Origin of the sequence: Micromonospora sp. NPDC085948 (assembly GCF_040686315.1) — a bacterium.
In the GTDB taxonomy this organism is placed as follows: domain Bacteria; phylum Actinomycetota; class Actinomycetes; order Mycobacteriales; family Micromonosporaceae; genus Micromonospora.
On sequence record NZ_JBFBJW010000006.1, the window covers coordinates 233299 to 251581 of the forward strand.

The window sequence follows — 18283 nt, forward strand, 5'->3', positions numbered from 1 at the left end:
ATGACCGCTACCGCCCAGACTTCACTGGTGCCCGACCTGGCCTCCCTGCAACAGCGGGCAGCGCAACGCGCCGCCGAGCGGGCCGGCGGGCAGGACCGACTGCGCGGACACATCGTCTGCGACGGCCTGGTGCGCATCTTCAAGACCGAGGGGGTGGAGGTGGTCGCCCTGCAGGGACTCGACCTGGTCATCGACCGGGGGGAGCTGGTGGCGATCGTCGGCGCGTCCGGCTCGGGCAAGTCGACCCTGCTCAACATCCTCTCCGGCCTGGACACGCCCACCGCCGGCATCGCCCGGGTGGCCGACTACGACCTGCTCACGCTGTCCACCAAGCGTCGGCTGAGCTACCGGCGGGAACTGGTCGGCTTCGTCTGGCAGCAGACCGGCCGCAACCTGCTGCCGTACCTCACCGCTGTGGAGAACGTCGAGCTGCCGATGCAGTTGGCCGGCAAACGCGGCGGCCGGGCCCGCCGGGAACGGGCCCGGGAGCTGCTCGACATGGTCGGCGTGGGTTACTGCGCGGACCGCCGGCCGGGGCAGCTCAGCGGCGGCGAACAGCAGCGGGTCGCGGTGGCGGTGGCGGTGGCCAACGACCCGGAGGTGCTCTTCGCCGACGAGCCGACCGGCGAGTTGGACGAGGCGACCGGCGCCGAGGTCTTCGCGGCGCTGCGCACCATCAACGCCGAGCTGGGCGTGACAATCGTGGTCGTGACCCACGACCACGCCGTGGCCACGCAGGTCCGCCGGACCGTCGCGATCCGCGACGGCCGGACCGCCTCGGAGGTACGCCGAACCGCCCGGACCGACGCGGACGGCAACACCGAGCTGGTCAGCGAGGAGTACGCGGTGCTGGACCGCAACGGCCGGATGCAGCTGCCTGCCGCATTCGTCGACGCGCTCGCGCTGAAGGAGCGGGTCCGGCTCGACCTGGAGCCGGACCACGTGCAGGTACGGCCCGGCGACCGGGCCGCGGACGAGCGGGGAGCACGGGCATGAGTCAACGGGACATGGTGGTCACCGGTGCGGCCGGGTTCGACGGCGGAACCGCCGGACAACCGGTCGAGGTGGTCCGGGTCAGCGGTGTGAGCCGCACCTTCGGTCGGGGCGAGCACGCCGTGCACGCGGTGCGGGACGTCTCGTTCAGCGCCAACCGGGGCGAGCTGGTCGCCATCCGGGGCCGGTCCGGGGCCGGCAAGACCACGCTGCTGAACCTGATCGGCGGTCTCGACCGCCCGGACAGCGGTCAGGTGGTGGTGGCCGGGCACGAGGTGACCGCGGCCGGCGAGGCGGAACTCTTGCGGCTGCGCCGGGGCACCGTCGGGTTCGTGTTCCAGACGTTCGGGCTGGTGCCGATCCTCTCCGCCGCCGAGAACGTGGGCGTGCCGTTGCGGCTGGCGCAGGTGCCGGCCGCCGAGCGCGAGCAGCGGGTCGCCGTGCTGCTGGAGATGGTCGGCCTGGGCGGACACGCGGCCCAGCGCCCGTACGAGCTCTCCGGTGGGCAGCAACAGCGGGTCGCGGTAGCCCGAGCCCTGGCCAACGAGCCGGATCTGCTCATCGCCGACGAGCCCACCGGTCAGCTCGACTCGGAGACGGGCCGGTCCATCATGGACCTGCTGCGCGCGGTGGTGCACGCGCGCGGCATGACGGCGCTGGTGGCCACGCACGACCCGGCCCTGATCGACCTCGCCGACCGGGTGCTCATGTTGCGCGACGGCCGCCTGGTCGACGGCTGACCGCTGCGCCCTCGGCTGTGGCTCTGCGCCGTGGAGCGCGGGCCGTGGGCCGTGGGCTGCGAACTCGGTCAGCGACCCGGCGGTCGTAGCGCTTTCTCCGTCGTCGGGTTGGCCCGGCCGGCGTCCTTGCGGCCGTTGGGGAGGGCGCCGGCGAGCGGGATCAGCAGACAGCCCAGCAGGGCCAGCAGAGTGCCGATGCCCGGGCCGGTGCCGAGCAGATCGTCCTCGACGTAGGGGTCGTTGGCCTCGAAATACCAGAACACTCCGGTGAGGCTGCCGCAGGCGAGCACGTTGGAGACGAGCATGCCCAGGCTGGCCTGCCGCCACACCCAACGGGACGGACCGGGGTTGGCAAGTGACAGCACCGCGAACACGGCGCCGACCACCGCGAAGGGCAGCGCCCAGCCGATCACCTCGGTGCCCGGTGTGACATCGGTCCGCCCCGGGTAGACGCTGCGCCAGGCGGGCAACCAGAACGCGACGACGACCAGCAGGCCGCCGACCACCAAGAGAGCTGAGCCGATCAGTCGCCAGGGCGGGCGCGACGGTGCGGCGCTCTTGGCAATCGGCGTCCTGCTCATGACAGCGAACGTAATCCGGTCGGGCGAGCCCTGTTGCCCCGCCGGGCGGGCGTGACGGCGGGTCAGAGCGCGAGCTTCATGCCCTCGTGACTGGCCACGAAGCCGAGGCCCAGGTAGAAGCGGTGCGCGTCCGCGCGGGTCTTGTCGGTGGTGAGCTGCACCAGCGCGCAGCCACGCTGCCGGGCCTGGTCGACCGCCCAGGTCATCAGGCCCCGGCCCAGCCCCTGGCCGCGCCGGTCCGAGCGGACCCGGACCGACTCGATGAGCGATCGCTCACTGCCGTGCCGACCCAGGCCCGGGATGTAGGTGATCTGCAGGCAGCCGACCAGGTCGCCGGCCTGCTCCGCCACGATCAGCTGGTTGCGCGGGTCCGCGTCGATTGCCGCGAACGCCCTCTCGTAGGCCTCGTCGACCTCGGTGAAGTCGCGGGCCTTGCCCAGAACGTCGTCGGCGAGCAGGGCGATGACGCCGGGCAGGTCAGCCCGGACCGCCTCCCGGAAGATCACGTCGGTCATGCCGATGAGCCTGGCACAACGAAACCGGCGAATGGGCCGGCGCTGCTTGCGGGCAACGGGCAGCATGGGGCGCCATGGAGCTCCTGCTGCTGCCGTTCCGGTGGATCTACCGGGCTTTGGTGTGGTTCGCCAACTCGCCCCGCACGTTGATCACCTCGTACCTACTGATGATCGTGGTGGCCGGGATCATCTACGGCGAGGTCGAGCAGCGCAGCCCGGCCGACGCCGTCTGGTGGGCGGTGGTGACCGCCTCCACCGTCGGGTACGGCGACATCTCGCCGACCACCTGGGCGGGCCGGACGCTGGCCGCGCTGCTCATCTCGACAATGGTGCTGCTGGTCATTCCGCTGATCACCGCGCACTTCGCGAGCCGGCTCATCGTCGACGACAACGCCTTCGAGCACGAGGAGCAGGAGCAGCTCAAGGCCGACGTACGTCGGATGCGGGCGTTGCTGGAGGAACTGGCCAGCCGGCAGGGCATCGAGGTGCCCGCGCTGCCGCCATTCCAACCGGTCACCGGGCCGGGCAGCGCTTCCCTTCCGGTGGCACCGTCAGGTCGAGCAGGTAGGCGTCGACCGCGTCGGTGATGCAGGACGTCTGCGGGTACGCGGTGTGCCCCTCGCCCTCCCAGGTCAGCACCCGCCCGACGCCCAGCATCGAGGCGAGCCGCGGGGTCTGCTCGTAGGGCGTCGCCGGGTCGCCGGTGGTGCCGACCACCACGATCGGCGGTGCGCCGTTCGCCTTCCCGGTCGGGTACGGGTCACGCCCGCCCGGCCACTCGACGCAGCTCAGCATGCCGACCGCCAGCGCCGGCCCGAACAGCGGATATTTCCCCCGCCACTCGGACTGCAACTGCCGGATCTGCTCCCGGCTCGGCTTCTCCGTCTCGTCGGCGCAGTTGATGGCCAGGTTGGCGTCGAACAGGTTCGAGTAACGCCCGTCGTCGCCCCGGCCGGCGTACGCGTCGGCGAGCCGGAACACGTCCTTCGGATCGCCCTTGGCCAGCTTGTCGATCGCCTGGGCCAACTCCTGCCAGCCGGATTCGGTGTAGAGCGACGAGATGACCGCGTAGAACACCCAGCCGGCGGTGGCTTCCCGCCCGCCGGCGCCGCGTACCGGAGAGGCCTTGGCCTTGTCGATGGCCGTGGTGACCGCGGCCCGGGCGTCCGGGGCGATCGGGCAACGGCCGGCGTTCGCCGCGCACCAGCGGGTGAAGTTGGTGAAGGCCCGCTCGAAGCCGCGAGCCTGGCTCTCCGAACCCTCCACCAGCCGCTGCTGCGGGTCGACGGCCCCGTCGAGCACCAGCGCCCGCACCCGCTGCGGGTAGAGCTGGGCGTAGGTGGCACCGAGCAGGGTGCCGTAGGAGTAGCCCAGGTAGGTGAGCTTGTCGTCACCCACGGCGGCGCGCACCGCGTCCATGTCACGGGCAGCCTGCTCGGTGCCGTACAACGGCAACTGGTCGCCGTACCGGTCCCCGCAGCCGCGCCCGATGCGCTGGCTCAGGCCGACGAAGCCGTCGAACTCCGACTGGCTCGCCGGGTCCGGGTCGAAGCCGAAGCTGGCGTCCAGGTCGGCGTCGGAGATGCACTTCACCGGGCTGGACCGGGAGACCCCGCGCGGGTCGAAACCGACGATGTCGAAGCGCTCGGTGATCGAGGCGGGCAGCCCACCGAACTGGGGACCGAACGACAGGTAGACGGCGGTGTCGACGCCGGAGCCGCCCGGACCGCCCGGGTTGACCACGAGCGAGCCGACCCGGTCGCGTTGCTTCGTGGAGCGGGCCCGCAGCAGGGCGATCTCGAAGGTCTCCCCGGCGCCCGGGCCGGTGCTCGCCCCGCCGCCGGTGCCCCAGTCTCGGGGTACCGCGATCCGGGCGCACTCGTAGCGCATGTTGGGTGCGCCGCGCCCGACCAGGTCGTCGGGCACGTCCGGGCAGGGCCGCCAGGTGGGCGCGCTGCCGGTCGGCGCGGCCGCGCCCTCCACCTCGGTGCGTGGCGCGAACGCCGGCAGCGTGCAACCGGCGGTGAGCAGCGCCGTGACGACGAGGGCGGCCAGTGTGCGACGGACCCGGCGACTGGTCGCCAGCCGAAGCTGATGGGCGGTGCGGATCACGTGCTCCTCCGGGGTCGGGTCGACGGCCAGGCTACGCCGAGCCATCGGCGGCACGGTCCACGGTGGCCGCCGGGTCACCGCGCAGCACCTGGTCCACATCGAAGCGGATCGGCCGGTCGAGCTGGTCGTAACGGCACGACCGGGGGTCGCGGTCCGGGCGCCAGCGGACGAACCGGGCGGTGTGCCGGAACCGTTCGCCCTCCATGGCGTCGTAGCCCACCTCGACCACCAGCTCCGGGCGGACCGGCTCCCACTCCAGGTTCTTGGTGCCGGTCCACCGGCTCACCCCACCCGGGATGCGTTGGCCGCGCTCGTGGTCGCCGTGCACCCACGGATGCTCGCCGCCGATGTCCCGGTAGGGGGCCAACTCGTCGAGCAACTCGGCGCGACGGGCCATGGTGAACGACGCGCTCACCCCCACGTGGTGCAGGACCCCGGCGTCGTCGTAGAGACCGAGCAGCAGCGAGCCCACTACCGGGCCGGACTTGTGCCAGCGGAAGCCGGCCACCACCGCGTCCGCGGTGCGGGCGTGCTTGACCTTGGACATCAGCCGCTTGCCCGGCTCGTACGGCAGGTCGGCAGGCTTGACGATCAACCCGTCCAGCCCGGCGCCCTCGAACACGTCGAACCAACGGCGGGCGGTGTCGGGATCGGTGGTGACCTGGGTGACGTGCACCGGCGGGCGCACTCCGGCCAGCGCCTCGACCAACCGTTCGCGGCGGAGCGGGTACGGCTGGTCGAGCAGCGCCTCGTCGCCGATGGCCAGCAGGTCGAACGCGACGAAATCGGCAGGTGTGGTCTCGGCCAGCAGCTTTACCCGGGACGCGGCCGGGTGGATGCGCTGGGCCAGCAGCTCGAAATCCAACCGGGGTTGGCCGCTCGGCCCGTCGCGCCGGATGACGATCAACTCACCGTCGACCGCGCACCGCTCGGGCAACTGCCGGCGGGCCTGGTCGACCACCTCGGGGAAATAGCGGGTCATCGACTTGCCGCCCCGGCTGGCCAGCTCGACCTCGTCACCGTCGCGAAACACGATGCACCGGAACCCGTCCCACTTGGGCTCGTAGGTCAGCCCGGAGGCGGTGGGAAGCTTGGCGACACTCTTGGCCAGCATCGGCTCGACCGGAGGATTGATCGGCAGGTCCACGGCGACCAGTCAATCAGACGGCACCGACAGTCGTGAGGCAGATCACCGTGGGCACCGGGGTGGCGTGTCCGCCCACGCGCCGCTCGTCCCGACCGGGCGAATCGAATATTCGCAGGTCAGAGCTACTTTCGCGAGGTGTCCGAGTGGGTCTGTGACTGCTGCGGGCGGTGGCGGGTGAGCGTCGAGCTGATCCGGGGCCGCTACCGCTACCGGCTGACCCGCCGCTATCCGCAGCGGTTCGGCGGCGGCCGGAACGTGCTCGGCGAGGTCGGTTCGGTGCCTGAGCTGGAGGAACTGCTGCGGCTGCGGACTCCGCTGAGCCTGGCCGACCTCCGCGAGGCCGCCTGATCCCGCCGGGGTTGCGCGCGGGTGTCACGATCCACCCGGCGGCCTTGTCCGCACCCGTGGGCGGTGCGCGACGGCACCGCCCAGGGAGGGGACGTCATGCGGTTCGAAGCCACGGCGGAGATCGTCGCCGACGCCGAGCAGGTCTGGGCGGTGCTTGTCGACGTGGAACGCTGGCCGGAGTGGACGGCCTCGGTGACCCGGGTCGAGCGGGGGGAACCGGAGCCGCTCGCCGTCGGCGCGACCGCCCGGTTGACCCAGCCGAAGCTGCGGCCGGCGGTGTGGCGGGTCACCGAGCTGACCGAGGGACGGGAGTTCACCTGGGTGTCCGACACCCCCGGGGTACGGACCCGTGGGGAGCACCGGCTGCTGCCGCTGCCCGACGGTCGTACCCGGGTCGAGTTGGCCATCCACCAGTCCGGGCCGCTGGCCGGCCTGATCGGCCGGCTGTACGGCGGCCTGCTCCGGCGCTACCTGCGCCTGGAGGCCGACGGTCTCAAGCGCCGGTGCGAGCAGTGGACCTGACGTACCCGGAGGTGGGGGCGACCCGGCACGGGCCGCTACCCGGCGGGTACCACCACCTGCGTCACCGGTATCCGTTGCCGGTCGGCTGCTTCGAGACGGCGGCCGAGGCGGTGCTGACGTGGCGGTTGCACCGCTCCGCCGGGGTCCGGATCCGCACCGACGCCCCCCGGGCCACCGAGGGTGTGCTGGTCAGCTCCGGCCTGGGCGTCGGCCCGGCCCGCATCTGGGGGTCGTGTCGGGTGATCTGGAGCGAGGAGTCGCCGGCACTCGCGGGCTTCGGCTACGGCACCCTGGCCGGGCACCCGGAGCGGGGCGAGGAGGCGTTCGTGGTCGGCCGCGACCACGACGGCGCGGTCTGGTTCGAGGTACGCGCGTTCAGCCGCCCGAGCCGCTGGTTCACCCGTGCCGGTGGCCCGGCGGTCCGTGCGGTGCAGCACGCGTACGCGTGGTGGCTCGGCCGTACCCTGCGCCGGCTCTGCGCCGGGCGGTGACCGTTCAGTACCGGGCAAACGAGCGGATCGTGGCGCGCGGACCGTACTTCGGCGCCCCGATGCCGGCGGCCCCCAGCAGCAGGCAGACCCGGCCCCGGTGCCCCCGGAACGGCTCCAACAGGGCCAACATCCGGGCGTCGTCGCCTCTGGGCTCGCCGGCGAGCGCCCAGGCCACCGTGTTCGGGACGTGGTAGTCGCCGACGCTCACCGCGTCCGGGTCCCCGTACGCGACCCGCACCACCTCGGCGGCCGTCCACGGCCCGATGCCCGGGATGGCGGTCAGTCGACGGGTGGCGTCGGCGGCGTCGGCGCTGCGCTCCAGCCGGTCGGCGAGCGCGGCGGCGCGGCGCAGTGTGTCGGCCCGGCGTTGTTCCACGCCGAACGGGTGGAACACCCAGTACGGGGTGGCGGCCACCGCGGCGGCCTCGGGCGGCAGCAGCAGCGACGGCGACGGGCCGGGCGCCGGCTCCCGGAAGTGCCGCACCGTCGCCGCGTACGCCCGGTACGCCTCCTTGACGGTGACCTTCTGCTCGAAGACGACGCGCAGCAGCCGGGGGAAGACCTGCCCGGTGCGGGGCATCCGCAGCCCCCGGTGCTCCCGAGCCAGCCGGGCCACCAGGGGGTGCGCCCCGGCCAGCTCGGCGAAGCCGGTCAGGTCGTCGTGCAGCCCGGCGATCGCGTCGGCCCGCGCCACCACGTGCGCGGCGCCCGGCCCGTAACCCTCGGCGAGCAGGTCACCGGCGGACGACCGCAGCGCCAGGGTGGCCGGCCCGTCCGGGGTGCGGGTGGCCCACCAGAAGGTGCCGCCGACAAACCGCGCGCACGGGTCGTACGGCGTGAAGGTCAGCGCGTGGACCGACGCCGCCAGCCGGTAGCCGACCGGCGGGCGCAGCACCCGGGTCGCGGCGGGTTCGGTGTCGGTCACCCCACTACTTTGCCAGGTCGCGGCGTGGTCACGGCCACCGCCGGCCCCCACGGGTACGACGGTGGCCGGTCGCGCCCTCCCCGGCTGCGACCGGCCACCGTCGTGCCCGTGGTGTCCCTGATCAGTACGAGTAGCCCGAGCCCCCGGCGTCGTTGGTGCCGCTGTCCGCGGGCGGCGCGACCGGCTTCGGCGTGGAGGTGGGCAGGCAGCTGAGGTTCTTCTTGCCGTCCGGCTGGACCACGAACCAGGTGCCACCAACCGCCTGGCCCTTCCACTGGCCGGGCTTCTTGTCGCCGATGTAGCGGTAGACCGGCCAGCCGGCGATGGTGAGCTGGCGGGTGCCGTCCTGGCGGGTCACGCTGCTGACCTTGTCGTCGGACACGCCGCTGAGCTGCGGGTTGCCGTCGGTCAGCGCCGGCGGCCACACCTCGGCGCACTTGTCGACGCAGTTCGACGAGGGCGGGTCGGCGGTGTCCTTGTCGAAGCGGTACAGGATCCAGCCGTCCTGGTCGGTGACCACCTTGCCCATCCGGGCGACGCTCTTGCCGACCAGTTTCTCGGTCAGGTTGACGTTCGCGGGCGGCGCGTCGGCTGGCGGCGCCTCCGCGGACGCTGACGCCTCGGCTTCAACCGACGCGCTGGGCTCGGCCGCGGCGACGGCGACCGGCTCGGCCGCGCTCGAGTTCGCCCCGTCGTAACCTGCGGGAGCGCAGGCCGTTAGTGCGACCATCGCGCTCGCGACGATGACGGTCCGCTTCATCTTTGCCACGTGCCCTCCTCATTCTTGGCAGTTCACCCATAGGTACGGGAGTCAGGCTGTCAAGGTTGAAGTAACAACAGTGGTCAATTTCACGTGGACTGATTGAACCAATTCCAGCGCGAATGCGTACGCCCCTGATGCGAGACTTCTCCGGCAACGACAGATCGGCGCCGGCCATTGTCGCCATGGCCGGCGCCGATCCGTACGCGAGACTACATCGGTAGCGTGACCAGCGGACTCGCCACACCATTGGCGTCCACCGACTGCACCTGAAGTTGCTTGATGTCATCCACCGGAGCCGACGTCGACGCACTCAACTCCAGACCCTGCGGTCGGGTGTTGGTGCCGTAACCGCCATCCGGCACGGACCAGCTTGAAACGACCTCGGTGCTGGCGTTCTTCCGCACCACCACCAACCGGCAGGTGCGGGGGCCGGGCAGCTTCCGCAGAACGAAGTTGATCCGCGTCCCGTACTCCCGCTTCACCAGGAACATGGTGGTCTGCACACCTGTCGTCGGGTCGGTGGCCTCGACCTGGTCGCCCTCCTCCTCGGTGCCGCCGACACCCGGGCCGCTCGGCGGGGCCGTCGGCCCGCTGGTCTGCGGGTCGATCGGTGCGCTCGGCGTCGGACCGGCGACCGGAGTCGATCCGCTGTCGGTCACGTTGACGAAGCCGTACCCGCTCAGACCGCCGAAGACCACCACCGCGGCGGCCGTCGCGAGCATCTGCCGAAACCGGGTACGCCGACGGTCGGCCCGGACCGCGCCCAGCGTCCGGTTCAGCAACGCCGGGTCGGTAGCCGTCTGCTCCAGCGCCATCATCGTCTCGCCGTCGATGTCGGAGAGCAGTCCGACCACCGGCACCATCGTCTCCAACTCGGCCGCGCACGCCCAGCAGGTCGCGAGATGCTCCTCGAACCGCTCCGTGTCCTGCTCGTCGAGCACACCGAGCGCGTACGCCGCGACGTCCATGTGGTCCGGCCGGCTCATTCTGTCACCCCCCGCTCCTGCAGAGCCGTGCGCAGCGCGCGCAGCGCGTAGTAGACCCTCGACTTGGCGGTGCCGAGCGGTAGCCCCAACTCCTCGGCGGCCTCCGGCACCGTCCGCCCCCGGAAGTACGTCGAGATCAGGATCTCCCGGTGCGACTGACTGAGCGTACGCAGCGCGTCCGCGACCGTCATGGTCCGCAGCACCCGGTCGGTGCTGTCCGCCTCGGCGAACGCGGTGAGATCCCGGTCGTACGTCTCCGGCGGCCGAGCCTCCTGGCTGCGGTGCTCGTCGATGGCGATCCGACGGGCCACCGTGACCAGCCACGGCCGCAGCGACCCCTGCCCCTGCGTGCCCAGGCGGTGCGCGTTGCGCCAGGCCCGCAGCAGCGTCTCCTGGACGATGTCCTCCGCACGCTGCCGGTCCCCCCCGGTAAGACGCATCACGAACATCAGCAACGGACCGGCGTGCTCGGCGTAGAGCAACCGGATCAACTGGTCGGAATGGCTGGCCTCGGTTGTCGTCGCCTGATGGCGTCCGGGCGCCGGTCGCGGCGTCACCGGACCATTCTGGCGAGACGGCGCGTGCGCGTCGACCCCCCGGGCTGACGACGTCGGCCGTGACGAGGACCGCGCCGACATCCAGTCCGCGCCAACCACGTCGCCATGCCAACCGGCCGCCACCGCGTGCATGCAGACCTCCGGGGTGTCCGTAACCATCGCCGGCCCACGAAGCGGGCCGCCCGGTGGTACGCAGCAGCACCCCGAGCGGATCAACGAACGGCGAAGATTTTCCCCGCCGTCGTTGAGTGGACGGTCAGCGGCGGACGGAGAACAGGCCCGGTGGCGGCGGATCCGAGCCGGTCGCGTCGGCGTCGTGGACCACAGGCGCCCCGCTGGCGAAGCGGTCCAACTCGTCGCCGGCCACCACCCGGCCCGGAAACCAGTCGCCGGCGGCGCGCCGGGTCAGCTCCGGCACCGGGGGCGTGGACCGCCCGGCGACCAGCACCAGATTGCCGTACCGGCGGCCCCGCAACACCGCCGCGTCCCCGACCAGGCAGGCCTGCGGCAACACCGAGCGGACCGTGGCGACCTGCCCACGCGCGTGCCGCAACGGCGGGCCGTCGGCCAGGTTCGCCAGATACCAGCCCGCCGGACGGAGCACCCGGGCCACCTCGGCCGAATACTCCACCGAGGTGAGATGAGCCGGGGTGCGGGCACCAGCGAACACGTCGGCGACCACCACGTCGTAACTGGCGTCCCGGGTGGCGGTCAACACGGCCCGCGCATCCTCCACGCGGACCCGCAGCCGGGCGTCGGACGGCCACGGCAGCACCCTGCGGACCAGTTCCACAAGCGCGCCGTCCACCTCGGCCACCCGCTGGGTGGAGCCGGGCCGGGTGACCGACACGTAGCGGGGCAGGGTCAGGGCACCGCCACCCAGATGCAGCAGCCGCAGCGGCGCACCCGCCGGTGCGATCAGATCCACCGCGGCCGCGAGCCGCCGCACGTACTCGAATTCCAGGTGCGTCGGGTCGGTCAGGTCGACGTGCGACTGCGGCGCGCCGTCCAGCAGCAGCGTCCACGAGCCGGGCCGGTCCAGGTCCGGCACGAGTTCGGCCTGCCCCGTGTCGACAGGCTCGACCACCCGGTCAGCCGCCCGTTTACGTCCCATCCTGACCAGTATCCGCGGTCAACGGGCCGCGCGGGCCGCGGCGGTCAACGCGCGGTGCAGCAACCGGGAATCGCCGAGCAGGGCACGCAGCCGGCGCTCCAGCCCGGCGATCGGAATCAGGTTCTGTGGGGCCCGGGGGTCCTTGTACGGGGTGGAGGCGAAGCGGGGCAGGGTGACGAGCGACAGGTCGGCCAACTCGATCGCCGCCTCGACGGGCAGGTCGGCCGAACACTCCACCCGGACGATGCCCGCCCACGGTGCGCCGATCGCCACCGGCAACCGCAAATACCACGACCAGCCACCCCAGGCGGTGCCCAGCCGGAACACCGGGGACCGCTCACGCGACGCCAGACCGGTCACCACCGCGGTCAGTCGGGCATCCAGATACTGGCTGTGCTGGGTCTTGATGTAGCCCAGCGTGCGCGGCAGCTGCCGGCGACTCCGCAACGGGCCGTCCACCACCAGCAGATCGCCGTCGACCCGGGCGGCGTCGGACACCGCCACCTCCAGCGCGGTCAGCGGACCCTGCACGGCGGCCGGCAACTTCGCCAGCTCACCCGTGCCACCGACCCGGTGCACCGGGTAACGGATCGAGCCCGCCACCACATCCTGCGCCGACGGGCTCGCGGTGAACAGGCCCCGACCCACCCGGGTACCGGCCAACTGCGCGGCACCCCGACCCAGGTCACACCGGACCACCCCGGCCGCGTACGAGGCGGCCAGACCGGGGAACGACAGGCCGTCGGCCTCCGCCGTCCAGATGCTCGCGTCGATCCGGCGGACCCCGTCGACGAGCAACACCACGTCGGGCGCCCGCACCTGGGGGCGTACCCCGATCGCCCGCCAGTCCACCGCGGGCAGCTCCACGTCCGCGTCGACCTGCGCGCTGCTCGGCGCGGCCGGTCCGGCGGTCGACGCCTCGAACGACGCGCCATACGCCGGATCCCACGAATCCACGAAGAACGCGGGGTCGCTCCTCGCGCTCACCGGCCCGTCCGCTCCACGCGCGCGGAACGCGCATCCTTGCGCACCTCGAAGCGGACCGGGATGCGTTCGGCCAGCGCCGGCACGTGGGTGACCACGCCGACCATCCGGTCGCCCCGGGCGGCCAGGTTCTCCAACGTGGCGGCGACCGTGTCCAGGGTCGCGGCGTCGAGCGTGCCGAAGCCCTCGTCCAGGACTATCGACTCCAGGCTCGCCGCCGTCGTCGACATCCCGGCCAGCTGCTCGGAGAGCGCCAACGCCAACGCCAGCGACGCCTGGAACGTCTCGCCGCCGGAGAGGGTTCGCACCCCCCGGCGCAGACCCGCGTCGTGGTGGTCGACCACCACGAACTCGCCCTTGTCGTGCACCAGCTCGTACTGGCCGGAGGACAGCTCCCGCAGGATCCCCGACGCGCCGTCGACAAGCAGGTCCAACGCCTCGGCGAGCAACCACCGCTCGAAGTTGTTGGCCCGCAGGTGCCCGGCGAGAGCGCGCGCCACCTGCGCCTCCCGCTCGTGCCCCGCCCGCTGCTCGCGCAACGTGCCGGCCTGCTCGCGACGCTCGTGCAGCCGCCGCCGTTCGGCGTCGGCCCGCTCGACCGCCACTGTCGCCGCGTGCACCGGGTCGTCACCGACCGGCACGTCGGCGTCGGCGAAGATTCCGGTGATGCGCCGCTGCACCGCGTCGGCCACCGACTCCGCCTCGGCGACCGCGACGGCCCGGCTCGCCCGATCGGCGCGGCGGCGGTCCGCCTCGGTCGCCGCCCAACCGGTCAGCGCCGCCCACGCGACGGCCACGTCGTCCCGATCGGTCACCGGCGGGCCGAACCGCGCCAACCCGTCGCGGGACGTGTCGAACGCCCGCCACGCCGCCCGCAGCCGCTCCTCGGCGGCGTCCACCCCGGCCCGGGCCTGGCGCGCGGTCTCGCGGCCGGCCCGCACCGCGGTCGCCGCGTCCTCCAGCGCACGCCGCAACCGGGCGTGCTCGGCCAACTCCCGGCGCAACACCGCCGGCTCCGCCGCCCCGGCGAGCTGCCCGTCCAACTCGGCCAGTCGGGCATCCACCTGCTCCTGCCGGGCCCGCGCCTGCACCAGCAGCCGCTCCAGGTCCCGCGCCGCCGCGTCCCGCTCCTGCACGGTCGCCTGCGCGGCCTTGGTCGCGGCCCGCGCCGCCTTGCCCGCCGCCGTCGCCGCCGCCACCGCCGAGTCGGCAGGCACCGCCGGCACCCGCTCCACCTGCTGCTCGCAGACCGGGCAGGCCGCGCCGGCGTGCAGGTGCACCCGCAGGCTGACCGCCAGGTCGGTGGCCTTCGCCTCCTCGTGCGCCCGGAAGGCCGCCTCCAACTCGGCGTCGGCCCGCTCGGCGACCACGCGGGCGGCGGCCAGGGCCGCCACCGCCGTGACGTGCTCGTCGTTCGCCGCGCGTACCGCCGCGCGGACCGTGTCGGCCTCGCCGGACAGCCGGTCCCGATCGTCGTACGCCCGCAGCAGCAGCCGCACCGCGCTCTCGTCGCCGGCACCGGCCAGCTCGCCGCGCAGCTTCTCCTCCCGCTCCTCGGCCAACGACACAGCGGTCGCCGCCGCCTCCGCGTCGGCCCGCGCCGCGGTGACCGCGCGGGCCACCTCGGCCACCCCGCGCGGCGCGCGCACCCCGGTCAGGACGGTCAGCTCGTCGTCGAGCGCGGTCAGCGCCGCCGCCGCCTCCCGGGCGGTGAGCCGGGCCGTCGCCAGCTCCGGCACCGCCTCGGCCACCTTGCCGGCCAGCTCGGCCATCCGGTCGACCCGCGCGTCGGCCTCGGCCAACGCCTCGTCGTCCACGCCGGTCAGCCCGGCGAGCACCTGGTCGACCGCCTCCAGTCGGGCCTCCGCCTGCCCGGCGCGGGCCGTCGCCTTCTTCTGCACGTCCTCGTAGACCCCGAGGCCCAGCAGGTTGACCAGGATCTGCTGCCGGGTCGCCGGCTTGGCGTGCAGGAAGTCCGCGAACTGCCCCTGCGGCAGCACCACACAGCTGGTGAACTGCTCGTACGGCAGCCCCACCGCCTCCAGCACCGCCTGCTCCATCTCGGCGGGGGTGCCGGCCACCACCTCACCGAGGTCGTCCGGGCTCAACCCGGTGTCCAGTTTGGTCACGTCGAAGCCGGCCGGCATCAGCTGCAACCCGGCGTTCGCGGTCTTCACGTTGCCCCGGCCGTCCCGGCGAACCACCCGGGTCGCCACGTACCGGGCGCCGCCGGACTCGAAGACCAACCGCACCCGCGCCTCGGTCGCCGACGGCGCGAGCGCATTCGCCAACCCCCGGGCGCCACCCCAGCGGGGCACCATGCCGTAGAGGGCGAAGCAGATCGCGTCCAGCACCGTCGACTTGCCCGAACCGGTCGGGCCGATCAGGGCGAAGAAGTCGGCGTCGGTGAAGTCGACTGTCGTCTCGTCCCGGAAGACCGTGAACCCGGCCATGTCCAACCGCATCGGACGCATCAGTGCTCGACCTCCTCGAAAAGCTCGTCGAAGAGCTCCCGGACACCCTCGTCGGCGTGGCCCCGGCTGTCCAGGTAGTCGGCGAACAACTCCCGCGGCGAACGCCCCGAACGCTGGGCGATGCGCGCGCCGCTGCCCGGGGCGGTCAACAGCTCCGGGTCGATCCGGATCTCCAGGGCCCGGGGGAGCAGCTCCTGCACCTCCTCGCGCAGGCCGGCCCGGGGCTGCTCGCGCACGTACACCCGTAGCCAGGCGTCCGGTGCCTCGATCTCGGCGAGCTGGGCCAGGGTGCCTCGCACCGTGCGCAGCGCGCTCGCCGCCGTCACCGGCACCTCCCGCACCCGGGCGGCGGTGCTGGCCGTCACCTCGACGATCGTCACCGAGGGGACGTTTTCCTGCTCACCGAAGTCGACAGCGAGCGGACTGCCGCTGTACCGCACCGGGCAGGGGCCCGCGACCCGCTGCGCCCGGTGCAGGTGGCCCAGCGCCACGTAGTGCGCGGTGGCCGGGAAGACCGTGGCCGGAACGGCGTAGCCCAGCACGGTGTGCGCGTCGCGTTCGCCGCCACCGGTGGCCGCGCCGGTCACCGTGAGGTGCGCGGTGACCAGGTGGACCCGGTCCGGTTCGGTGAAACTCTCGGTCAGGCGCCCCAGCACCCGGCCCAGGTGGTCGGCGTACGTCTGGTTGGTCTCCGCGGCGGTCAGGTCGTACATCTCCAGGGCGCGGACCGCGTACCGCTGGGACAGGAACGGCAGCGCGGCCAGCCGCCACCGCTCACCGCCGGCGGTGGTGCCGTCGATCACGTGCTCGTCGGGATCTTCCCGCACCCCACCGCGGAGCGTGATGCCGGCGGCATCGGCCCATGGGCGCAGCGCGTCCAGCGCGGGGCCGTTGTCGTGGTTGCCACCGATCGCGACCACGTCCGCGCCGGTACGCCGCAGCGCGGTCAGCGCCCGGGTGACCAGCCGGGTCGCCTCGGAGCTGGGCGCGGCGGTGTCGTAGAGGTCACCCGCGACGATCACCAGATCCGGCTGCTCGGCACGGGCGATGTCGATCACGCCGGCCAGCACGGCCTTGTGCTCGTCGGCCCGGGACTGCCCCTTGAGCACCTTTCCCACGTGCCAGTCGGAGGTGTGCAGGATCTTCATGGCTGTGCAGGCCCCTGCCTAGAACGGGATGTCGTCGTCGGAGCTGCCGCCGCCCGAGCCCACCACGGCGAACGGGTCGGCGGACTGGGTGATCGAGCGCAGCGTCTCCGATGGTGCCCGGCCCGCCTCGGAGACCCGGGTCGCCCAGGCCGGGAACGGGAACTCCAGGCAGAGCGGCACCGGAATGTCCGGCTGGTTGACGAACATCGTGCCCGGCTTGGCCAGCAACGCCCGCTGCCGTTGCGCGGGCGGGAGGAAACCGTACTCCGGGCGGGAGGCCTCGGCCGGGTCGAGTCGGCCGACCACCCGGATCGCCGAGTTGGTGACGATGCGCCGCTCCACCTCACTCGCCGTCTGCTGCGCACCGATCAGGATCACCCCGAGCGAGCGGCCCCGCTCGGCGATGTCGAGCAGGACCTCCTTGATCGGCGAGGAGCCCTCCCGGGGGGCGTACTTGTTGAGCTCGTCGAGGACGACGAAGAGCAGCGGCTTGGCGGTGCCGGACTTCTCCTTGCGCTCGAACTCGCTCTTCAGCGTCACACCCACCACGAACCGCTGCGCCCGGTCCGGAAGGTTGTGCAGGTCGACCACCGTCACCTGCGCCGACTCGCTCGTGTTGATCGAGTGCGGGCGACGGGTGGCCAGATCGCCGCGGATCAGCCGGGCGAGGTCCTTCTTGCTGCCGATCAACCGCCGGGCGAACGCGTTGACGGTGCCCAGGCCGACCGCGCTGCCCGCCCAGTCGGAGCGGGTCTCGTCGTCGTTGAGCTGGTCGACGATGTGGTCGACGAGGTCACCGTAGGAGCCGAGCCGCACCCCGTCGATGCTCACCCCGCCGTCGGCCGGCTGGGCGTAACGGGCCAGGTGCGCGGTCACCGAGTGGACCACCATCGTGTACTGCTGGCGCTCGTCGTCGGCGTCCGCGAAGACGTACGGCAGCAGGCGGTCGGCGCAGAACTCGCTCAACGTCCAGTAGAACGAGTCCACCCCGGTGAGCCGGCTGCTCACATCCGGTGTGCCCGCCGCGTCACCGACCCGGGGCGGGGCGTACACCCGCACGTCGGGGAAGGCGCCGGCGCTCAGCCCGAGCTTCGCGTACGCCGCGCGGGTGGGATCGTCGAGGCGGGAGTTGGGGTGGTCCAGGAAGAGCAGGTCCTCACCCTTGACGTTGAAGATCAGCGCCTTGGCGTTGACCGCGTCGCCGCCCAGCACGCCGGAGCGGAAGACCGAATAGAGCAGGAACGTCGCGAAGCTGGTCTTGGTGGCCACCCCGGAGATGCCGGAGATCGAGACGTGCGCGCCGCGGCTGCCGTCGAGGAAGTCGGCGTTGAGATAGACCGGGACGCCGTCCCGACCCATCCCCATCGGGATGCGCCGCTCCATCCGGTCGAAGTGCAGCGCGCGCGCCCGGGCGTCGCCCTCGGCCCGGAACACCACCGCGCCCGGGGTCGGCGGCACGTACAGCTCCGGATCGACACGTGTCGTCGTGACCTCGGCCGCCTCCTGCACCTGAGCGGGGAGCGTGCCGTCCGCGATGGCGAACACGTCGGAGTCGAACTGGGCGCCCTCGTGGCGCGCGCGGACCTGGGTGACCACCCCGGCGATCGTCACCGGCTCCCGGTCCGGCAGCTCCCGCCGGGTGACCACCACGTCGTCGAGCTGGAGATAACTGCCGGGCGCCACGGCCGTCCAGAACTGCAACGGGGTGGCGTCGGCGGTGCCCAGCACCCGCCCGACCGCCTCGCCAGGGCTGTCGAGCTCGGCGTCGGTCATCGGGCGACTCGGGTCGGTCGGTCAGCACGGTCGGGAACCATGACGTGCATCCTGCCCGAGGAGTACGACAGGTCGCCACGCGACGCGTCGGACGACACCCTGCGCCGTCA

General features: G+C 72.8%; 19 protein-coding genes. 6 read left to right on the forward strand and 13 right to left on the reverse strand.

Translation table 11 applies throughout. The features are described 5' to 3' along the window. Complete coding sequence (locus tag AB0O48_RS18505) at positions 1-996, forward strand: ABC transporter ATP-binding protein (protein ID WP_357247739.1); 996 nt, start codon at positions 1-3, stop codon at positions 994-996. Positions 997-1007: 11 nt separating this feature from the next. Continuing rightward, complete coding sequence (locus tag AB0O48_RS18510) at positions 1008-1733, forward strand: ABC transporter ATP-binding protein (RefSeq protein ID WP_357248060.1); 726 nt, start codon at positions 1008-1010, stop codon at positions 1731-1733. 68 nt (positions 1734-1801) lie between these two features. On the opposite strand, the gene AB0O48_RS18515 is transcribed toward AB0O48_RS18510, so the two are convergent. Beyond that, entirely contained in the window at positions 1802-2314 is a 513-nt protein-coding gene (locus AB0O48_RS18515) for a hypothetical protein (protein ID WP_357247742.1), read from the reverse strand. A gap of 62 nt (positions 2315-2376) precedes the next feature. Continuing rightward, positions 2377-2829, reverse strand: coding sequence for a GNAT family N-acetyltransferase (locus tag AB0O48_RS18520; RefSeq protein ID WP_365066984.1), 453 nt, complete (start codon positions 2827-2829; stop codon positions 2377-2379). A gap of 74 nt (positions 2830-2903) precedes the next feature. On the opposite strand from AB0O48_RS18520, the gene AB0O48_RS18525 reads away from it, so the two are divergent. Then, a complete protein-coding gene (locus AB0O48_RS18525) occupies positions 2904-3416 on the forward strand; it encodes a potassium channel family protein (protein ID WP_357247749.1) in 513 nt (170 codons plus the stop codon). On the opposite strand, the gene AB0O48_RS18530 is transcribed toward AB0O48_RS18525, so the two are convergent. After that, positions 3343-4986, reverse strand: coding sequence for an alpha/beta hydrolase (locus tag AB0O48_RS18530; RefSeq protein WP_365066987.1), 1644 nt, complete (start codon positions 4984-4986; stop codon positions 3343-3345). The two genes, AB0O48_RS18525 and AB0O48_RS18530, sit on opposite strands and share 74 nt — an antisense overlap. Next, the gene (locus AB0O48_RS18535) at positions 4973-6088 is read right to left on the reverse strand and encodes an ATP-dependent DNA ligase (RefSeq protein WP_357247755.1); all 1116 of its coding nucleotides are present in this window, start codon (positions 6086-6088) and stop codon (positions 4973-4975) included. Before AB0O48_RS18535 ends, AB0O48_RS18530 begins: the two co-directional genes overlap by 14 nt. 135 nt (positions 6089-6223) lie before the next feature. Here AB0O48_RS18535 and AB0O48_RS18540 point away from each other — a divergent pair, with 135 nt between their 5' ends. The 3 genes from AB0O48_RS18540 to AB0O48_RS18550 all read left to right on the forward strand — a co-directional run bounded on the left by AB0O48_RS18540 (position 6224) and on the right by AB0O48_RS18550 (position 7449). Next, entirely contained in the window at positions 6224-6436 is a 213-nt protein-coding gene (locus AB0O48_RS18540) for a hypothetical protein (protein WP_355029384.1), read from the forward strand. Between the two features lie 96 nt (positions 6437-6532). Further along, positions 6533-6958, forward strand: coding sequence for an SRPBCC family protein (locus AB0O48_RS18545; RefSeq protein WP_365066992.1), 426 nt, complete (start codon positions 6533-6535; stop codon positions 6956-6958). Further along, positions 6940-7449, forward strand: a complete 510-nt coding sequence (locus tag AB0O48_RS18550) for a DUF1990 domain-containing protein (protein ID WP_365066995.1) — start codon at positions 6940-6942, stop codon at positions 7447-7449. Before AB0O48_RS18545 ends, AB0O48_RS18550 begins: the two co-directional genes overlap by 19 nt. A gap of 4 nt (positions 7450-7453) precedes the next feature. Here the strand turns inward: AB0O48_RS18550 and AB0O48_RS18555 are convergent, their stop codons facing one another. The 9 genes from AB0O48_RS18555 to AB0O48_RS18595 all read right to left on the reverse strand — a co-directional run bounded on the left by AB0O48_RS18555 (position 7454) and on the right by AB0O48_RS18595 (position 18173). Further along, on the reverse strand, positions 7454-8374 hold the full coding sequence (locus AB0O48_RS18555) for a DNA-3-methyladenine glycosylase 2 family protein (protein ID WP_357247764.1): 921 nt from the start codon (positions 8372-8374) through the stop codon (positions 7454-7456). Positions 8375-8495: 121 nt separating this feature from the next. Then, on the reverse strand, positions 8496-9143 hold the full coding sequence (locus tag AB0O48_RS18560) for a hypothetical protein (protein WP_357247767.1): 648 nt from the start codon (positions 9141-9143) through the stop codon (positions 8496-8498). Positions 9144-9346: 203 nt separating this feature from the next. Continuing rightward, positions 9347-10123, reverse strand: coding sequence for a zf-HC2 domain-containing protein (locus AB0O48_RS18565; protein ID WP_365066998.1), 777 nt, complete (start codon positions 10121-10123; stop codon positions 9347-9349). Next, entirely contained in the window at positions 10120-10812 is a 693-nt protein-coding gene (locus AB0O48_RS18570) for a sigma-70 family RNA polymerase sigma factor (RefSeq protein ID WP_365067266.1), read from the reverse strand. The genes AB0O48_RS18565 and AB0O48_RS18570 overlap by 4 nt, the downstream gene beginning before the upstream one ends. A gap of 124 nt (positions 10813-10936) precedes the next feature. After that, positions 10937-11794, reverse strand: coding sequence for a fused MFS/spermidine synthase (locus AB0O48_RS18575; RefSeq protein WP_365067001.1), 858 nt, complete (start codon positions 11792-11794; stop codon positions 10937-10939). Between the two features lie 18 nt (positions 11795-11812). Continuing rightward, a complete protein-coding gene (locus AB0O48_RS18580) occupies positions 11813-12781 on the reverse strand; it encodes a hypothetical protein (RefSeq protein ID WP_365067004.1) in 969 nt (322 codons plus the stop codon). Beyond that, positions 12778-15252, reverse strand: a complete 2475-nt coding sequence (locus AB0O48_RS18585) for an SMC family ATPase (protein ID WP_365067007.1) — start codon at positions 15250-15252, stop codon at positions 12778-12780. Before AB0O48_RS18585 ends, AB0O48_RS18580 begins: the two co-directional genes overlap by 4 nt. Next, positions 15252-16400: an exonuclease SbcCD subunit D gene (locus AB0O48_RS18590; RefSeq protein ID WP_357247781.1), complete on the reverse strand. Its 1149-nt coding sequence runs from the start codon at positions 16398-16400 to the stop codon at positions 15252-15254. Before AB0O48_RS18590 ends, AB0O48_RS18585 begins: the two co-directional genes overlap by 1 nt. A gap of 18 nt (positions 16401-16418) precedes the next feature. Next, positions 16419-18173, reverse strand: coding sequence for an ATP-binding protein (locus AB0O48_RS18595; protein WP_357247784.1), 1755 nt, complete (start codon positions 18171-18173; stop codon positions 16419-16421). Positions 18174-18283 lie beyond the last annotated feature (110 nt).

Coding starts and splice junctions, on each gene's coding strand:
- AB0O48_RS18570 (WP_365067266.1), bottom strand. CDS start 10,812: ATGCACGCGGTGGCGGCCGGTTGGCATGGCGACGTGGTTGGCGCGGAC.
- AB0O48_RS18530 (WP_365066987.1), bottom strand. CDS start 4,986: ATGGCTCGGCGTAGCCTGGCCGTCGACCCGACCCCGGAGGAGCACGTG.
- AB0O48_RS18545 (WP_365066992.1), top strand. CDS start 6,533: ATGCGGTTCGAAGCCACGGCGGAGATCGTCGCCGACGCCGAGCAGGTC.
- AB0O48_RS18595 (WP_357247784.1), bottom strand. CDS start 18,173: ATGACCGACGCCGAGCTCGACAGCCCTGGCGAGGCGGTCGGGCGGGTG.
- AB0O48_RS18565 (WP_365066998.1), bottom strand. CDS start 10,123: ATGAGCCGGCCGGACCACATGGACGTCGCGGCGTACGCGCTCGGTGTG.
- AB0O48_RS18525 (WP_357247749.1), top strand. CDS start 2,904: ATGGAGCTCCTGCTGCTGCCGTTCCGGTGGATCTACCGGGCTTTGGTG.
- AB0O48_RS18515 (WP_357247742.1), bottom strand. CDS start 2,314: ATGAGCAGGACGCCGATTGCCAAGAGCGCCGCACCGTCGCGCCCGCCC.
- AB0O48_RS18505 (WP_357247739.1), top strand. CDS start 1: ATGACCGCTACCGCCCAGACTTCACTGGTGCCCGACCTGGCCTCCCTG.
- AB0O48_RS18575 (WP_365067001.1), bottom strand. CDS start 11,794: ATGGGACGTAAACGGGCGGCTGACCGGGTGGTCGAGCCTGTCGACACG.
- AB0O48_RS18590 (WP_357247781.1), bottom strand. CDS start 16,400: ATGAAGATCCTGCACACCTCCGACTGGCACGTGGGAAAGGTGCTCAAG.
- AB0O48_RS18585 (WP_365067007.1), bottom strand. CDS start 15,252: ATGCGTCCGATGCGGTTGGACATGGCCGGGTTCACGGTCTTCCGGGAC.
- AB0O48_RS18510 (WP_357248060.1), top strand. CDS start 1,008: ATGGTGGTCACCGGTGCGGCCGGGTTCGACGGCGGAACCGCCGGACAA.
- AB0O48_RS18520 (WP_365066984.1), bottom strand. CDS start 2,829: ATGACCGACGTGATCTTCCGGGAGGCGGTCCGGGCTGACCTGCCCGGC.